Origin of the sequence: Cellvibrio fibrivorans (genome assembly GCF_031457055.1) — a bacterium.
In the GTDB taxonomy this organism is placed as follows: Bacteria; Pseudomonadota; Gammaproteobacteria; order Pseudomonadales; family Cellvibrionaceae; genus Cellvibrio; species Cellvibrio fibrivorans.
Window position 1 is genome coordinate 350871 of record NZ_JAVDVX010000002.1, and the last position, 16574, is coordinate 367444.

Annotated in this window: 18 protein-coding genes; 10 read left to right on the forward strand and 8 right to left on the reverse strand. The window is 46.9% G+C overall.

Translation table 11 applies throughout. The features are described from left to right. Nucleotides 1-11: 11 nt before the first annotated feature. The 3 genes from J2X05_RS06325 to J2X05_RS06335 all read right to left on the reverse strand — a co-directional run bounded on the left by J2X05_RS06325 (nucleotide 12) and on the right by J2X05_RS06335 (nucleotide 2050). Nucleotides 12-1250 carry a tyrosine-type recombinase/integrase gene (locus tag J2X05_RS06325; protein WP_007640824.1) on the reverse strand — a complete coding sequence of 413 codons (1239 nt, stop codon included), beginning with the start codon at nucleotides 1248-1250 and terminating at the stop codon, nucleotides 12-14. A 73-nt stretch (nucleotides 1251-1323) separates the two neighbouring features. Continuing rightward, on the reverse strand, nucleotides 1324-1692 hold the full coding sequence (locus J2X05_RS06330; RefSeq protein WP_310070187.1) for a secondary thiamine-phosphate synthase enzyme YjbQ: 369 nt from the start codon (nucleotides 1690-1692) through the stop codon (nucleotides 1324-1326). A 10-nt stretch (nucleotides 1693-1702) separates the two neighbouring features. Further along, nucleotides 1703-2050: a HopJ type III effector protein gene (locus J2X05_RS06335; protein ID WP_310070189.1), complete on the reverse strand. Its 348-nt coding sequence runs from the start codon at nucleotides 2048-2050 to the stop codon at nucleotides 1703-1705. Between the two features lie 139 nt (nucleotides 2051-2189). Between J2X05_RS06335 and J2X05_RS06340 the strand changes: the two genes are divergently transcribed. From J2X05_RS06340 to J2X05_RS06365, 6 genes are all read left to right on the forward strand, one after another. Beyond that, nucleotides 2190-3887 (forward strand): NAD-dependent malic enzyme, encoded by a 1698-nt coding sequence (locus J2X05_RS06340; RefSeq protein WP_310070191.1) that lies wholly within the window; start codon nucleotides 2190-2192, stop codon nucleotides 3885-3887. A 448-nt stretch (nucleotides 3888-4335) separates the two neighbouring features. Continuing rightward, on the forward strand, nucleotides 4336-4698 hold the full coding sequence (locus J2X05_RS06345; protein WP_310070192.1) for an MmcQ/YjbR family DNA-binding protein: 363 nt from the start codon (nucleotides 4336-4338) through the stop codon (nucleotides 4696-4698). A gap of 59 nt (nucleotides 4699-4757) precedes the next feature. Beyond that, complete coding sequence (locus tag J2X05_RS06350; RefSeq protein ID WP_310070195.1) at nucleotides 4758-5354, forward strand: helix-turn-helix domain-containing protein; 597 nt, start codon at nucleotides 4758-4760, stop codon at nucleotides 5352-5354. Between the two features lie 122 nt (nucleotides 5355-5476). Next, nucleotides 5477-7627 (forward strand): fatty acid oxidation complex subunit alpha FadB, encoded by a 2151-nt coding sequence (fadB, locus tag J2X05_RS06355; protein WP_310071333.1) that lies wholly within the window; start codon nucleotides 5477-5479, stop codon nucleotides 7625-7627. A 12-nt stretch (nucleotides 7628-7639) separates the two neighbouring features. After that, nucleotides 7640-8818, forward strand: a complete 1179-nt coding sequence (gene fadA / locus J2X05_RS06360) for an acetyl-CoA C-acyltransferase FadA (protein WP_310070199.1) — start codon at nucleotides 7640-7642, stop codon at nucleotides 8816-8818. A gap of 177 nt (nucleotides 8819-8995) precedes the next feature. Next, a complete protein-coding gene (locus J2X05_RS06365; RefSeq protein WP_310070201.1) occupies nucleotides 8996-9262 on the forward strand; it encodes a hypothetical protein in 267 nt (88 codons plus the stop codon). Between the two features lie 137 nt (nucleotides 9263-9399). On the opposite strand, the gene J2X05_RS06370 is transcribed toward J2X05_RS06365, so the two are convergent. From J2X05_RS06370 to J2X05_RS06385, 4 genes are all read right to left on the reverse strand, one after another. Further along, a complete protein-coding gene (locus J2X05_RS06370; protein ID WP_310070204.1) occupies nucleotides 9400-9810 on the reverse strand; it encodes a cell division inhibitor SulA in 411 nt (136 codons plus the stop codon). Continuing rightward, a complete protein-coding gene (gene lexA, locus J2X05_RS06375) occupies nucleotides 9803-10405 on the reverse strand; it encodes a transcriptional repressor LexA (protein WP_310070207.1) in 603 nt (200 codons plus the stop codon). The genes J2X05_RS06370 and lexA overlap by 8 nt, the downstream gene beginning before the upstream one ends. Before the next feature lie 86 nt (nucleotides 10406-10491). After that, nucleotides 10492-10854 (reverse strand): DUF2845 domain-containing protein, encoded by a 363-nt coding sequence (locus J2X05_RS06380; RefSeq protein ID WP_310070210.1) that lies wholly within the window; start codon nucleotides 10852-10854, stop codon nucleotides 10492-10494. Nucleotides 10855-10913: 59 nt separating this feature from the next. Further along, on the reverse strand, nucleotides 10914-11744 hold the full coding sequence (locus J2X05_RS06385; RefSeq protein WP_310070213.1) for an SDR family oxidoreductase: 831 nt from the start codon (nucleotides 11742-11744) through the stop codon (nucleotides 10914-10916). A 115-nt stretch (nucleotides 11745-11859) separates the two neighbouring features. Between J2X05_RS06385 and fliS (J2X05_RS06390) the strand changes: the two genes are divergently transcribed. From fliS (J2X05_RS06390) to J2X05_RS06405, 4 genes are all read left to right on the forward strand, one after another. Beyond that, the gene (fliS, locus tag J2X05_RS06390) at nucleotides 11860-12246 is read left to right on the forward strand and encodes a flagellar export chaperone FliS (protein WP_310070216.1); all 387 of its coding nucleotides are present in this window, start codon (nucleotides 11860-11862) and stop codon (nucleotides 12244-12246) included. Between the two features lie 13 nt (nucleotides 12247-12259). Continuing rightward, entirely contained in the window at nucleotides 12260-12538 is a 279-nt protein-coding gene (locus tag J2X05_RS06395) for a hypothetical protein (protein WP_310070218.1), read from the forward strand. 159 nt (nucleotides 12539-12697) lie between these two features. Continuing rightward, the gene (gene fliS, locus J2X05_RS06400; RefSeq protein WP_310070221.1) at nucleotides 12698-13105 is read left to right on the forward strand and encodes a flagellar export chaperone FliS; all 408 of its coding nucleotides are present in this window, start codon (nucleotides 12698-12700) and stop codon (nucleotides 13103-13105) included. A 294-nt stretch (nucleotides 13106-13399) separates the two neighbouring features. After that, the gene (locus J2X05_RS06405) at nucleotides 13400-14860 is read left to right on the forward strand and encodes a sigma-54-dependent transcriptional regulator (protein WP_310070224.1); all 1461 of its coding nucleotides are present in this window, start codon (nucleotides 13400-13402) and stop codon (nucleotides 14858-14860) included. Between the two features lie 87 nt (nucleotides 14861-14947). Here the strand turns inward: J2X05_RS06405 and rhlE are convergent, their stop codons facing one another. Continuing rightward, complete coding sequence (gene rhlE / locus J2X05_RS06410) at nucleotides 14948-16354, reverse strand: ATP-dependent RNA helicase RhlE (protein ID WP_310070227.1); 1407 nt, start codon at nucleotides 16352-16354, stop codon at nucleotides 14948-14950. Between the last annotated feature and the right edge of the window lie 220 nt (nucleotides 16355-16574).

The window sequence follows — 16574 nt, forward strand, 5'->3', positions numbered from 1 at the left end:
GTTTCACTCCACTAAAAAAAGTTTGGGCCTAAGAACTGATTGGTAAACTCTTTGTTCACCTTTCTTGCTGTTTTGGATGTTTTTAAAAACTTTACGTATTTCCAAGTTGTGCTTGCATTTTTATGCATCAACCAATCTCTAACATGCTCAATTGCATTTGCGTCACTTACGCTCATATATAAACGCGCAAGCTCGGTTCCACAGGTTGCCCTGGATTGGTGAAATTTAAGGTCATGAAACTGCGTCAAGTTGTCTCGAACTAAAGCCTTTCTTAAATCGGAAAGAGCTGTGTTGATGCTTGCTTCGCTGTAGGGATTTCCATCTTTTGTCAGAAACACCAAAGACTTGTTTGCCTTTGATGCTTTGGCTTGACGTTTAAGCCTAGTGACATTTGTTTCAGCATACTCAAGTATGAATTCGTGTACTGGTTTCAGAAAGCGGAGGTAACCTCGGACATCGAATTTTGTATCGATCCCTGTGCCCGGTCCGGCAGCAATTAGTAGTATGAAACTATCTGGGTGCTCACCGATTGAGATGGAAGTCGGATCTACTATAGCGCTTTTAAGATTTTCAATCCGAAGTGTCCTTATTGATCCGATGCGCGCTCCTGTGAAGAACCCCAGAGTAAACATGGCGTGTAAAATTATGTTTTGTTCACTGGAATTTTGCTTCAAATACCTCAACAGGGTATCCCTATCTTCGGTAGAGAGTGGCATTAAGCCGTCTTCGACACTAGTGATGTTTGCCTTTCGGTGTGGAATTCTTAGGTCGGTTGTCCACACACTTAACGTGCGATTGAAGCCTGTCTGGTCGAAATATGTAGCTGCAATCTGCTGGTCAGCCCACATCTCAAGCTGTTTATCTATTAATCCTCTCGCCTTGACCCATTTGTAGAAGTTGACGACTGCATTTATTCGTCGCGAAGCTAATGAGCTTGTCTTAGTTGAGGTATTTATAAGATGCCCGCGGAATCGTTCCAAGCAGCGATCCTCGCGTTTAATGGGAAAGTGGAGCCAGTGAAGATTGTTTTCCTCCAACCAATCTGCATAGGCCTTTAAATCGTAAGCATTGCTACGAATCGTTGGAGACTTTACTCGCTTTTCTGCCAAGTAACGATGAGCCTCCATCCACAGCGAGCCATCAGACCAGAAAATGGTGTACTTGGTCTTAGGTTTACTGGATTCGCGCGGAGCCCAGTCTCCGTCGATGCGGATGTAAGGTAGCGCTGCGTAGGATTCGAGGTGTGCCAAAGTGGGTGACCCGACAGATTGAGGTATTGTCAGGTGATAATCAAACTTATGTGTAGTAATGTCAATATGGCAACTAATGTGTAAGATAAATTCCTTGCCAGATTCCCAGGTTTAAACGTCCATTGGTGATGGGAATATTGACGCTGGCGCCAAGAATGCTGGCTTTTAAATGTGCGGGTAAATCGTCACTACCCTCATCGTTATGCAAGTAATAAGGCTCATCTTGTGGCACTGCGCGGTTAAAAAAGCTTTCAAAATCCTTGCGCACGGTTGGGTCGGCATTTTCGTTAATGGTTAGCGATGCGGATGTGTGTTTAAGCAGAATATTCAGCAGGCCGATTTTATAGCTCGCCAGCTCAGGTAACTGCCGCAAGATTTCATCGGTAATCAAATGAAAGCCCCGGGTGCGAGCAGTTAAACTGAATTCTTTTTGTGTCCACATGATTAATTGCTTAAGATTTTTTAGTTAATGCTTGGTTATCAAATTGAATACCACTCCAACCATATTGCATAAAATTGCGAATGTTTTGATGATCTTGGGCATCGGGATGTTGTAATACATCGACGCGGTAATAATCGCCAAAGCAGGCGAGTGTTTGCTGTTCGGTTAATTCGTGTAATTTAGCAAACGAAAATAATTTGCAAGAGCCTGAATTTTGCCCGGCTTCATTTTTTATCGATCCATTTTGGAATACTGTAGGTGTGAACTCATAATGGGCCTCGATAACGGCAATGGTATCGCTAAATTGGATCGTGTCTGGTGCTGAGTTAAGTGTCGCAAAAAAAGTATTGAGAGTCATATCGGTTCACCAGTAAGTAAAAATGCTAAGCATTTTACCCACACTATGGACAAAATAATAATTGTTATTCCTTTGCTGGTTGTTCGACTGCAATTGCGCTATGGTTGCACTATATCCACAGAATTTGTCAGTGAATGCCATGGCGAAAAAACGTCCTATTTATATTCCCTTTGCTGGTCCTGCATTGCTGGAAGCACCGCTGTTAAACAAAGGCAGTGCCTTTACCCAGCGTGAGCGGCAGCAGTTTAATCTCGAGGGTTTGCTGCCCTATAACATTGAAACAATTGAAGAGCAGGAAGCGCGGGTTTACCAGCAGCTCTGTTCATTTGAATCACCGATCGATAAACATATATATCTGCGCAATATTCAAGATACCAACGAGACAGCGTATTTCCGCCTGGTAACTGATCACCTCACAGAGATCATGCCGCTGATATATACCCCTACCGTAGGGTTAGCCTGCCAGCAGTTTTCCAAAATATACCGACGCAAACGCGGCTTGTTTATTTCCTATCCTGATCGTGACCGAATCGAGGATATGCTGCAAAACGCAACTAAACAAAATGTCAAAGTGATCGTCGTTACCGATGGCGAGCGTATCCTAGGGTTGGGTGATCAAGGCATCGGCGGTATGGGTATTCCTATCGGTAAGCTTGCGCTCTATACAGCCTGCGGAGGTATCAGCCCGGCCTATACATTGCCCGTAACGCTCGATGTAGGCACCAATAATCAAGCATTGCTGGATGACCCTATGTATATGGGGTGGCGTCACCCGCGCATCACAGGTGATGATTACTACCGGTTTGTCGATGAGTTTATGCAAGCAGTTAAGGTGCGCTGGCCAAATGTGCTGCTGCAGTTTGAGGATTTTGCACAGGACCATGCGACTCCACTGTTGAATCGCTATCGCGATCAACTCTGTTGTTTTAATGATGACATCCAGGGTACTGCAGCTGTTGCGGTCGGTACCTTGATTGCGGCCTGTAAAACGAAAGGTGAAATGCTAAGAGATCAGCGCATCGTGTTTGCGGGTGCAGGTTCGGCTGGATGTGGAATTGCAGATCAAATCGTTAAACAAATGAAAGCAGAAGGCGCGAGCGATGCGGAAGCGCGCAGTAAGATTTTTTTGATTAGCCGCGATGGATTGTTACAGCGCAATATGCCGGATTTATTTGATTTCCAGATTCCCTTTTGTACTCCTGATGATGTGGTGAGCAGTTGGACATTGGCGCACAGCCGCATTGATGGCGCCATCAATTTATTGGATGTGGTGAGCAATGCGCGGCCTACGGTATTGATTGGAGTTTCCGGTCAGGCGGGTTTGTTTACCAAGGCGGTTGTCGAAGCAATGCAGGTAAATTGCGAGCGGCCATTGATATTGCCACTCTCAAACCCAACCTCACAGGCAGAAGCGCAGCCGGTGGATATTCTGCGTTGGACATCCGGTAAGGCAATGGTTGCAACCGGCAGCCCATTTCCACCCGTTCACATGGGGGAGCAGCTCGTTGAGATTGCCCAATGCAATAATAGTTACATCTTTCCGGGCATTGGTCTGGGAGTTATCACTGCCAAGGCAGCACGCATCACGGATAATATGATGATGACTGCGAGCAAAGCATTGGCTGATGCATCGCCCGCTGTTCAGTTCGGGGCGGGGGCTTTGTTGCCGCCATTGGGTGACATCAGAGAGGTGAGCAAATTGATTGCTAGAGCGGTCATTTTGCAGGCGATAGCCGATGGGGTAGCCTTGCCGATACCTCACGAAGTTATTGATGAAAAAATCGAAAAGAATTTTTGGCAGCCTGAGTATAGGGAGTATCGGCGCACCTCTTTTTAGGGCTAGAGGTGATTTCCTGGTTCGGCGAATAATATATGCAATGACCCGATTGGCTCTTATATGCTAGGCTTCTGCAGAGATTGTAAGAAATAGCGACACATCAATCCGATAGCCGAGAGTGTGTGATTCTAATTGGATTTGTCGAAGGAAAGGGGTGACAACTGGTCATGTTGACCATAAAATCGCCACACAAGTAAAAAATGATGACTTCTGCGCCATTCTTGCTATCGTTTCTGCTGTAGCTGATGCAGAATAGGCGTTAGGTGAGGGAGCGAGGCTGATTACAGAGGTGATGATAAGCACATATTCGTTTCTTGTTACCTATACTGAAAGGCATTGCATGTAGGAACTTGCGGCAGAAGCAAAAAATTATCAATGTATTAGCTCGACCTTAACCCAAATTTATAGCTTTTTAATCGACCTGAGTTGTTCGATAAAGGACTAAAACATGGATTTTCTTTCCGCACAGAAATACCTTTTAACGAAGCACCAAGCCAAAGAGATGTTTCCCTCTGGCCCCGATATGGCGGTCTATAAAGTCTGCCATAAAATGTTTTCCACACTGACCGCAGAGGGCGGTGTTCCGCGTATTAGCTTGAAATGCGACCCTGATCTTGCGTTGCAGTTGCGGGAGCAATACCCAGCGGTGCGCCCAGGCTTTCAGATGAACAAAAAACATTGGAACACTATTATTTTGGATGGCTCTGTTCCTAGCGATCAGATTCAGCGAATGATTGACCATTCTTACCAGTTGATCGTCGATAATCTACCGACCGCTGAGCGAGATCAGTTGCTCGCCTCCAAAAAGTAAATTCCGCTAGTAGCACTGGGCAAACGTGTCCAGTGCTTCTCTTTGCTCAGGTACCAAGCATGTCGAATGACGCAACTGGTATGGACTCTTCCCTCAATATTACGATACTTCCCGGTGACTCGGCTGATACCAATCCCTGTAGTTCAGTTTTGGATGTGGCAATCCGGCTAAAATTGATTCGCGATGCTATAGGCTACTCTCAGCGCGAGCTAGCAAAGCACGCTGGCGTTACTAATAGCAGCATATCAATGATTGAGCAGGGGCAGGTTAGTCCTAGCGTTCAATCCCTTTCGCGTATTTTGGCTGCATTTCCCATAAGTCTGGCTGATTTTTTTAGTTTCAAACTCTCTGGCGATATTTGTGCCCCATCTACTGGGGGGTTGGATATTCGCACCCTAAATTACAATCACCAACAATTGGATGTACGTACTGAGTATTTATCAGCCGGGCAGTCCACTGCGTTTAGTGCACCCGCAATAGATTCTTGTGGTGTGGTACTTGACGGCAGTTTACAACTGACATTGCTGGGTGGTAATCAATTGTTGAAGCAAGGCGAGAGCTTTTATATTCCAGCCAACCAGCTCTTCCGCTTGATTAACCTTTCCGGGCATGATGCGAGCCTGTTCCGCTGTTCGCTTTTTGTGCATAAGGGGTAATTCACGCAATTTTTTGTGCGTTATAACCCAGCAGCCTGCACTCCTATAAGGCAAGTCCACGCCAGCCTGCTACACTCAAAGCCAGATTTTCCCTCCTCGTTCCTTACTAGAAAGAGAGATTTATTATGTTTCAAGGAAAAGCCCTAAAGGTTTCCCTGTTGCCCGATGGCATCGCTGAACTGACCTTTGATTTGCAAGGTGAATCGGTGAACAAATTCAGTTTGCTCGTCGTTTCTGAACTCCAGCAAGTACTCGACCTACTTGAAAAAGCAAATGATATTCGGGGGTTGCTGATCAAGAGCGCCAAAGATGTCTTTATCGTGGGCGCCGATATTATGGAGTTCGGTGCAGTATTCGCTTCTGGCCCCGAACAAATCACTGGCCACTTGGCAACCAATAATCGCAACTTTTGCCGCCTTGAAGATCTGCCATTTCCTACCGTTGTGGCGATTAACGGTTTTGCATTGGGCGGTGGTTTGGAGTTTTGTTTGGCGTGTGATTACCGTATTGCCAGCACTGCTGCCAAAGTGGGTTTGCCTGAAACCAAGTTGGGGATTATCCCAGGCTGGGGCGGCACAGTGCGCCTGCCGCGAGTGGCAGGCCTCGATACTGCGGTTGAGTGGATTGCTGCTGGTAAAGAGAATGACGCCGAGGCTGCATTGACTGCGCGGGTGGTTGATGCCGTTGTTGAACCGGCAAAATTACATGACGCTGCGCTGAATTGTTTGCAGCAGTGTATCAGTGGCAAGTTTGATTATCAGGCGCGTCGCGCGCAAAAAAAATCGCCGCTTAAATTAAATTTTATTGAATCCATGATGGCTTTTGAAACTTCAAAAGCGTTTGTGGGAGGGCAATCAGGGCGCAATTATCCAGCTCCGGTTTCTGCTATTAAAGCGATGCAAAAAGCCGCTGACAAAGGTCGCGATGAAGCAATGCAGGCCGAGGCTGAGAATTTTGCAAAAATGGCACAAACCCCCGTCGCACAATCGCTGGTGGGCATTTTTATCAATGAGCAAATTCTTGGTAAAAAAGCCAAAGGTTGGGAGAAAAAGGCCGATAAAAAAATCGCGCGCGCAGCTGTTCTGGGGGCTGGGATTATGGGTGGTGGCATCGCTTATCAATCGGCACTAAAAGGTGTGCCGATTAAAATGAAAGACATTGCCCAGCAGGGGATTGATCTTGGTCTTGCAGAAGCGAATAAATTATTGAGTAAACGAGTCGAACGCAAAAAATTAACCGCGACTGAAATGGGTAATGTGTTGAACCGCATTGAACCGGCGTTGACGTACGATGGTTTTGAGCACGTTGATATTGTGGTCGAAGCCGTTGTTGAAAACCCTAAAGTAAAAAAAGCCGTACTGGCTGAAGTTGAAACAAAAGTCAGCAGCGATACTGTGCTCGCATCAAATACATCTACCATCTCTATCACTTATCTTGCCGAAGGTTTGGCGCGCCCGGAAAATTTCTGCGGCATGCACTTTTTTAACCCGGTACATATGATGCCGTTAGTAGAAGTGATTCGTGGCGAAAAGACATCGGACAACGCTGTCGCCCGCACCGTAGCCTATGCTAATGCCATGGGTAAAAAACCAATCGTGGTAAAAGATTGCCCCGGCTTTTTAGTAAATCGCGTACTGTTTCCGTATTTGGCAGGTTTTGCGATGTTGCTGCGCGATGGAGTGGATTTCCAGCGCATCGATAAACTGATGGAAACCTGGGGTTGGCCGATGGGGCCGGCCTATTTGCTCGATGTGGTTGGTATTGATACCGCAGTGCACGCCGAAAAAGTTATGGCTAATGGTTTTCCTGATCGTATGCAGCGCGATTTTACTTCCTGCACTGATGCGCTTTTTGCAGCGGGCCGTCTCGGTCAGAAAAATGAAAAAGGTTTTTATAATTACGAGCTGGATAAAAAAGGTAAACCTGCGAAAGTGGCGGCCGCTGAAGTGGCTGATATTCTCAAGCCTACTATCCAGGGTGCAATTGAAATAAGCGACGAGGATATCATCGCACGCATGATGATTCCCATGGCTACCGAACTAACCCGCTGCCTTGACGAGGGCATAGTGGAGACGGCCGCTGAAGCCGATATGGCGTTGGTTTATGGCACAGGTTTCCCACCTTTCCGTGGTGGCGTTTTCCGCTGGATTGATTTTATTGGTGCGCAAACCTTTTGTGATATGGCTGCAAAATTTACCGCTCTGGGTGCACTTTACCAAGCGCCTGATAGTCTCAAAGCCAAAGCGGCTAGCAACCAAAAATTTTACGGCTAAGGAGTTATTCTAATGAGCTTACAACCACGCGATGCCGTTATTGTTGATTACGCCCGCAGCGCCATGGGGCGCTCCAAAAATGGTTGCTTCCGCCATATGCGTGCAGATGATATTTCTGCTGCAATTATTAAAGGCTTGCTTGCACGCAATCCAAAACTTGATCCAAACACCATTGATGACTTACTTTGGGGTTGCGTAATGCAGCGCGAAGAGCAGGCATTTAACGTAGCGCGTAATATTTTATTATTGGCCGGCTTGCCGCACACAATTCCTGCGCAAACGATTAACCGCCTCTGTGGTTCTTCGATGTCGGCTTTGCATACTGCAACGGTGAATATTCGCGCCGGGCAGGGTGATGTGTATTTGATTGGCGGTGTTGAACATATGGGGCATTTGCCGATGTATGAATCGGTCAGCATCAACCCCTTGCTGGGCTTATCCGTCGCTAAAGCGGCAGGCAATATGGGAATGACTGCTGAATATCTTGCGCTCTTGCATGGCATCAATCGCCAGCAAATGGACGAGTTCGGCGCGCGTTCGCATCAGCTCGCAGCCAAAGCGCGTGAGACGGGTAAATTCGCTCGCGAAATTATTGCGGTCGACGGGCATAACAGCGATGGATTTTTAATCTCGGTTGATCAGGATGAAACTATCCGCCCGGAAACTACAGTTGAGGCCTTGGCCAAATTGCCGCCGGTATTTGATCCTAAAAATGGTCAAGTGACAGCGGGTACTTCTTCACAGTTAAGTGATGGAGCATCGGTAATGCTGGTGATGTCGGCTGAGCGTGCAAAATCCTTGGGATTAAAACCTATCGCTAAAGTGGTTTCACTGGGGCTTGCGGGTGTCGATCCATCCATCATGGGTTATGGACCCGTGCCTTCAACAGAGAAAGCGCTGAAAGCTGCCAATCTAACCATCGACGATATAGACGCTGTTGAGCTTAATGAAGCATTTGCAGCCCAGGCCTTGCCGGTATTGAAAGATTTAAAATTGCTGGACGTGATGAACGATAAAGTAAATTTGCACGGTGGTGCTATCGCCCTTGGTCATCCTTTTGGCTGCTCAGGTACGCGCATTACCGGTTCACTACTGACAGTGATGCAGGATCGGGATTTGAATCTGGGCGTTTCAACCATGTGTATAGGTCTGGGGCAGGGGATTACGACAGTGTTGGAGCGTTTGAACTAATCTGCAACACGACCGTGTCTAGGGCGAAAAAGGCCAGCGTTGTGTTGGCCTTTTGTTTTTTTGTTGGGTTTAGGAAGCTATTAAAGGCCTTTGCAGCTAAAAATCTCTTGAATAGGTTTTGAGATAATTGGGTGCTAGAATGCGCGCCCGTTTCGCGCTGAGGCCGCAGAGGTAGTTATGTCGTCTTTTTACGAAATTATTGAATTGCTGAATGGTGATGTTGCTTTGGCGCGAGCTGACGATGAGAGCAATGAACCCTTGGTAACCATTCGTTTTTCGGAAGAATCCCTGGCTTTTTTAGGCGAGGAAAAATTCATGGTCGCCAAAGCCATGATTGAGGCGGGAATGGAGGCTGCGGGGGATATTGCTGATCAACAGGCGGAAGCTATGCTGGATGATTTGGTAGAAGAGCTAAGTGATACCGAAAAACTGATGTTGCACTAACCGATGGGTGAATGGTTTTGTCTGTTTAATTTTTTATTTGTTCAATTATTGAGGTCTTGCCTCCCTGCATTACTTCAATACTTCAAAGTAATCTGTCCTACCTTAAAAATTTGATTATTTAAATAATCTCAGCAAATTTAACGAACTCGCAACAGTAATCCCTGACACCCGCCGGTTTTAGCAGCCAATTCAAGCTGTGTAAGTTCTTTATCTGTCAATTTCCCCGGGCTTGATATCACCGTATGGCTATTGCCTGCAGAGAGTGCTTCCCAAGTGATCCACAATAGTGTTTGCGGATTCTGGCAGTGAATCACACGAATATAACGTGTATTAACACCGTAGGATTGCAGCAGCTCACGGCTGATATTGTGCGGTGCTATCCAGGTAATCCAGCGGTCGCTGCAAGCGTTGCTAAGAAATGCAATCATGGGTAACAGCAGCGCAACTTGCTCAGGCGAATCACTAGTCAATACCAGTTCGGTAACACCACTGGCAGGTTGTTGGCGAGTTGTAGTGGTTGCGGGTATTACACGGGCGATATTAGTCACGACGAATCACTCCTACACTAAGGCCTTCAATACTAAACTCCTGATCGCGCATATCTACCAGGATGACCTCGAACTCTGGGTTTTCTGGCCACAATTCAACCTGTGCGTTATTACCTATCCGTTTGAACCGTTTGACCGTCACTTCTTCGCCGATACGTGCAACAACAATCTGCCCGTTGCGCGCTTGATCGGTTTTATGAACAGCCAGTAGATCGCCATCAAGAATACCGGCATCTTTCATGCTCATGCCGTGAACACGCAGGAAAAAATCTGCGGTGGGTGAAAAAAAGCTCTGTGGAATGTTGCAGTAGTCTTCGATGTGTTCTTGCGCAAGTATCGGGTTACCTGCTGCAACGCGGCCAATAATAGGGATGCCGGATTGCAGTTCAGGTAGTTTTATCCCACGTGAAGCACCGGGGATGATTTCGATAGCACCTTTTCGGGCAAGGGCTTTGATGTGTTCTTCGGCGGCATTAGCTGACTTAAAGCCGAGAATCCGGGCGATTTCCGCACGCGTGGGCGGATAACCTGTTTCTTCCGCATATTGGCGGATGAGCTGTAGTACCTGTTCCTGGCGGGGTGTTAAGTCAGACATGGCGCACTCCTGAATCTGTTTATTTGTACAGTGGTTGTGATTATATACAGTAATTCAGGTTGTGCAATAGTTTTTCAATCTGCTGCTTATTTCACCCTGTTGCCGTAGCGTATGCTCTGTAATTGGCCCCGTGCAAAATACAAGTGCGTCATAAACTTGCCCTTACCGGGGTTGTAAGTCCAGATGTCTATGTTCTCGCATGTGGCGATAGCGATATTGTTTTGTACGTTGTTGTTACCATTTTGTATTCCCTGTGGTTGGGTGGTTGCTGCTACGGGTTGGCAGAAATTGTCGGTCATTACCGGATCGCCACACTTATCAATCACTTCCGCTTTGGTATCTCCCACTTGCGCAAGTTTGGTGTTGCAGCGCAGGGATTCAGCAACGCTCATATTGGAAAAGCTTGCGCAAATGGCTGTGTACAATAGTGCGGTAACGTATTTCTTCATGATTTTCTCCTGCATGTGGTCTCATCAACTCTAGCCGTCACAACTGAATGAGAAATGAATTAACTACTGAGTTTGCGCAATAATTTATCTAGCCAGCACGCTGGTAAAATGCGTTTCATAAAACCCACCAGATAGGTGGGGACGGTGACGTAATAACGTGCCTGCGGCTGCTTGGACTCCAGTGCGTGAATGACGCGTTGATATACAGCGTCAGGGCCTAATGTAAAAGGTGTTGTTGTTTCAGTCTTTTCAAGCCTTGCGATTGCGTTGCGGTAGGTTGCGAGATGACGGCTCTTCTCAATATCGATATGGTCTCGCAGTGCTGCCAAAGCATTTTTTCTGAATTGGCTTTCAATCGGGCCGGGTTCGATCAGGCTGACGTAGATGCCGGTGCCCTCAAGCTCAAGTCGCAGCGTATCGCTAATTCCTTCAATAGCATACTTGCTGGCGTTGTAGGCCCCGCGCAAAGGCATGGCTGCAATACCCAGTACAGAAGAGTTTTGAATAATTCGTCCATAGCCCTGTTTAAGCATAATAGGCAGGGCTAAATTAGTCAGTTCGCACCAACCAAAAAAATTTGTATTGAATTGCTGGCGCAGCGCGTTAATTGGTAAATCTTCTATTGCTCCCGGCTGGCCATAAGCGCCATTGTTAAATAAGCCGTAAAGCTCGTTCCCGGTAAGTTCCATTGCCTGTGCAAACCCTATCTGGATTGATGTTGAATTCGCCAGGTCAAGTTGCACGCACTCCAGTCCTTCTTGCTGCAAACGCGCCACATCTGCTATCGATCGGCAGGAGGCGATAACACGATAGCCGGCTTTCTTTAGTTCATGTGCAACGTAAAAGCCTATGCCGGTTGATGCGCCGGTTATAAGAATAGTTTTTTGCATTATTGTCAGTTTCTGGTTAAAGGTTTTAGGTATTTTGCCGTTAGCTTAAGGGTCGGGAATTGTTCTGTTAGCTCCGATAATAGCAAAACAAAATTCAAACACTCTGTGGTGATTTATGAATTCCTACTCTGCCGTGCAAAATTATTCCAGTGTTAAAGTACATTCCAGTATTGAAACTGCATCACCGCACCGATTGATTCAAATGTTATTTGAAGGTGCACTTGAACGTATTGCTCAAGCTAAAGGTGCTATGGCGCAAAATCAGGTTGCACGCAAGGGCGAGCTGATTGGTAAAGCGGTAGCCATTGTCGGAGGATTGCAAGGAAGTCTGAATGACAAAGAGGGTGGAGCTTTAGCTGCCAACCTCGATGGCCTATATGACTACATTATTCGTCGCTTGAGTCAGGCAAATTACGAAAACAACGTTGAGTACCTTGATGAATGTGGTCGTTTGCTGGGTGAGATAAAAACCGCTTGGGATGCGATTGGCAGTCAAGTGTAATGAGGAGTTTGTTATGGCGATTCAGTTGGTGTCTGCGCCTGACTATTGTGGTCAGGCTGGTATTACGGCGATGCGCAACCTACAGCAGGAATTAACCAAAGCGCTACAAGTTGAGGATTGGGATAGAGTGCGACATCTGGATCGCATCTGCGTGGTGTTGATTGATAAAGTCATTGCTGCTAATCGTGATGACAGATCTACTTTGGTATGTGCCCTGAGTGAATTGAAGGGGGTTTATGCAGGGCTGATTGCGCAATGTCAGCGCGAGGTGACCCTGCTGCACGCGACTTGAGGCGTGGGCTTCGACCCAACATTGTGTTCGTTTGTGATAAAAAGTGTTAACAAGTACTAGCTCATAAGGTTTTTAAAACAACTCTCTTATAGCAAAACTCGCAAAAACGTCTTAGCCCTGCTAGCCTTAAGGAACATAACTGCTAGCAGGGGATAGTCTGTGTCTAACTACAATCCGCAAGAAGCACTGAAGCAATACCGTCAATTGGGTATTGAATCCGAAGTCAGCAATGCTTCACCGCATCGTTTAATTCAACTGTTGTTTGAGGGTGCATTGGCGCGTTTGGCGGCTGCCCAAGGGGCTATCGAGCGTGGTGATCCGGCAGCCAAAGGAGAGCTGTTGGGCAAAGCTATCAGTATTGTTGGTGGTTTGCGCAGCTCGCTGGATATGAGTGCCGGGGAGTTATCCGAGCGTCTTGATCAGCTCTATGAATACATCAATTTGAAGTTATTGGAAGCCTCAGTGCAAAATGATGCTGAAAAGGTGAATGAGGCAATTCAACTGCTAAAAACCATTAAATCAGGATGGGATGAAATCGCTCCGCAGGTTTCATCCACCCAGCCATAAATTGCGCAATCATAAAACGAGCAATCATAAAAATATTTTGTGTAATTCCTAATCGGTATCCTCATGAAGAATGATGTGAAATATTGTTGGATAAAAAGTAAATAAAAGGCATATTTTTGGCGAATATTTATTCTACTTGAGTGAATGTTGTTAAAACGCCAAAAACATTTCGCCATAAATTTGACTAAGACTACTGCCTCGTCTATTACTTACTCCAATAAGCCGTCTCGCCGTCTTGAATGAGTTTTTCCCGTATTCAAGATTTTGGCATGAAATGAAAAAAGGTCTTGGGGTATGTGGCGCAACAATAAAGTTCTTGTTATTGACGACAATCAGTCACGCAGACACGATTTAAAAATTCTGCTGGATTTTCTCAGCGAAACCACACTTACTGCAGCCAGCGATACCTGGCAAGCGGCAGTCGCCGAAGAAAACAATGGTGAAGATTATGTTGCCATTTTGATTGGTGACTACCGCGACAGCAATCAATCCCTCGCGCAACTCCTAAAAGAAATCCGCTCCTGGAATGATGAATTGGCTATCGTATTAATTGGCGATGAAAACCAAAATGCTGATGACGGCTTAGATGACCTTTACCGCTTTATGATCATTGCAACCCTTTCGCTGCCGCCTACTTATAATAAGTTGGTTGATACGCTGCACCGCGCCCAGTTGTATCGTGAGGCGCAATCTACCAGCAAGCGTCAGCCCCAGCGCCGCCCAGTACATTTATTCCGTAGCCTGGTGGGGACCAGCCGTGAAATTCAAAACGTGCGAGAGATGATGGCGCAGGTGGCCGATAAAGATGTATCGGTACTGATTACGGGAGAGTCGGGCACAGGTAAAGAGGTGGTTGCGCGCAATTTGCATTACAACTCCCCACGCCGTGATAAACCTTTTGTTCCGGTTAACTGCGGTGCTATTCCAGCGGAGCTACTGGAAAGCGAATTGTTTGGCCATGAAAAAGGTGCGTTTACCGGTGCAATTAACTCGCGCGCGGGTAGGTTTGAAATGGCAGAAGGCGGTACCTTATTTCTGGATGAAATTGGTGATATGCCGCTCAATATGCAAGTTAAAATTTTGCGTGTTTTGCAAGAGCGCTGTTTTGAGCGTGTAGGCAGCAATAAAACCCAGCCGGTGGATGTGAGAATTATCGCTGCTACCCATCGCAACCTTGAACAGATGATTATTGAAAATACCTTTCGCGAAGATTTATTTTATCGCCTGAATGTATTCCCCATTGAATTACCTTCCTTAAAAGAGCGTTCTGAAGATATTCCGCTGTTAATGAATGAGTTGGTGTCGCGGATGGAGAGTGAGCAGCGCGGTTCTATTCGGTTTAACTCCGCAGCGATAATGTCGCTCTGCCAGCATGAATGGAGTGGCAATGTGCGTGAACTTGCGAATCTGGTGGAACGCATGGCGATCATGCATCCTTTTGGTGTCATTGGAGTGCAGGATTTGCCGGCAAAGTATCGCCATGTTGATGTGACCGACGAAGACTTTGTACATACACCGATAAAAGCCAATGGTGTAGCTGCATCGGGCAGCACCAGCTACGTGAATATGAATGACACACCGCTGCTACCGGAACAAGGTATTGATTTGCGCGAGTATATTACCAATCTGGAAATGAGTTTGATCCAACAGGCGCTTAATGATTGTGGAGGTGTTGTGGCGCGCGCTGCCGATAAACTCTGTGTGCGCCGTACTACTTTGGTGGAAAAAATGCGTAAGTATGAAATGCAACGCTAATTAGTTGCTGTTACTTGGTTAAATAAAAAATCCCCGTGATTGTTCATCACGGGGATTTTTTTATGTAGGTATGCGATTCGCTGATAATTAGTTTGCAACCTGAGGGCGACGAGCCTGCTGTGGCTTTCCGGACGCATTGCGATTTCCCGCAGCACCTTGTGGTTTTGCACCGCCTTGGCCTTGGGGTTTACGCTGTGCACCATCCTTCTGTTGCGGTTTGCTGCTATTGCCGTTTTTGGGTTTTTGCCCAAGCACTGGTTTTTTCGTGGCAGATCTACCGCCACCATTTTTGCCTGCGCCAGCACCAATTGTCATACGACGACCTAATACAATGGGTTCAGGTTTAACATTTGGGTCTGGTTCGTAACCGGCAATGACTTCTTTATCAATATCACGTTTGATCAGTTTTTCGATATCGCGCAAGAATTTAATTTCATCGACGCAGACTAACGAAACCGCAATACCCTCAGCATCAGCGCGGCCGGTACGGCCAATGCGATGCACGTAATCTTCCGGCACGTTGGGCAATTCATAATTGACAACGTGAGGCAGTTGGTCGATATCAATTCCACGCGCCGCAATATCCGTTGCAACCAATGCGCGAATAGTGCCGCGCTTAAAATCATCCAGCGCTTTGGTGCGTGCACCCTGGCTTTTATTGCCGTGAATTGCAGCGGCGCTGATGCCATCGTCTTGCAATTGTTCAGTTAATTTATTTGCACCGTGCTTGGTACGGGTAAAAATCAACACTTGTTGCCAATCGCCTTGGTTAATCAAATGTGATAACAGCTCGCGCTTACGGTTGCGATCAACCGGATGCACGCATTGAGTCACTCGCTCGGAAGCAGTATTGCGGCGCGCAACCTCAATCAGAGTTGGTTGATTCAATAATTTGTCGGCGAGTGCTTTGATTTCATCGGAAAAGGTTGCTGAGAACAGCAGGTTTTGGCGTTGCTTGGGCAGCAGTGCTAATACTTTTTTGATGTCGTGAATAAAGCCCATATCCAGCATACGGTCAGCTTCATCGAGAACTAACACTTCAACTTGACGCAAGCTCACCGCATTTTGGTTAACCAAGTCGAGTAAACGGCCGGGAGTTGCTACCAGAATGTCTACACCACCGCGCAGCTTCATCATCTGTGGATTGATACTGACACCACCGAATACAACGGTAGAGCGCAATGGCAGGTGTTTGCCGTAATCGCGTACGCTTTCATAGACTTGTGCGGCAAGCTCTCGCGTGGGCGTTAAAATCAGGGCGCGCACCGGGCGGCGTCCACCGGCTTGGTTAACTGGAACCTGGCTCAGTTTTTCCAGCAAAGGCAACGTAAAGCCTGCAGTCTTACCGGTTCCTGTTTGGGCGCCAGCAAGGATATCGCCGCCTTTTAATACGGCGGGAATAGCTTGTAATTGAATAGGAGTAGGGGTGCTGTAGCCCTTATCGGCAATAGCACGCAGAATATCGGCCCGAAGACCGAGAGTTTCAAATGACATAAGATTTTCCTGTTGCTCGGCCTCCCGCGTGGCGGGCAAGGTCTGGCGAGCTGAGATGTGGCAAACACACATAGATGTTTGACAGCAGAGGAGGGCGACACTGACCTTAAGGGTGTCGGCGCGCATGGTACGCAGTTGGTGAATAATATGCCAGTGACTTTTTGTTTGGTTGTGACGCTGAATGTGCGCCTTTCTGCATATGCAAAAAGGCGTTGTTCAT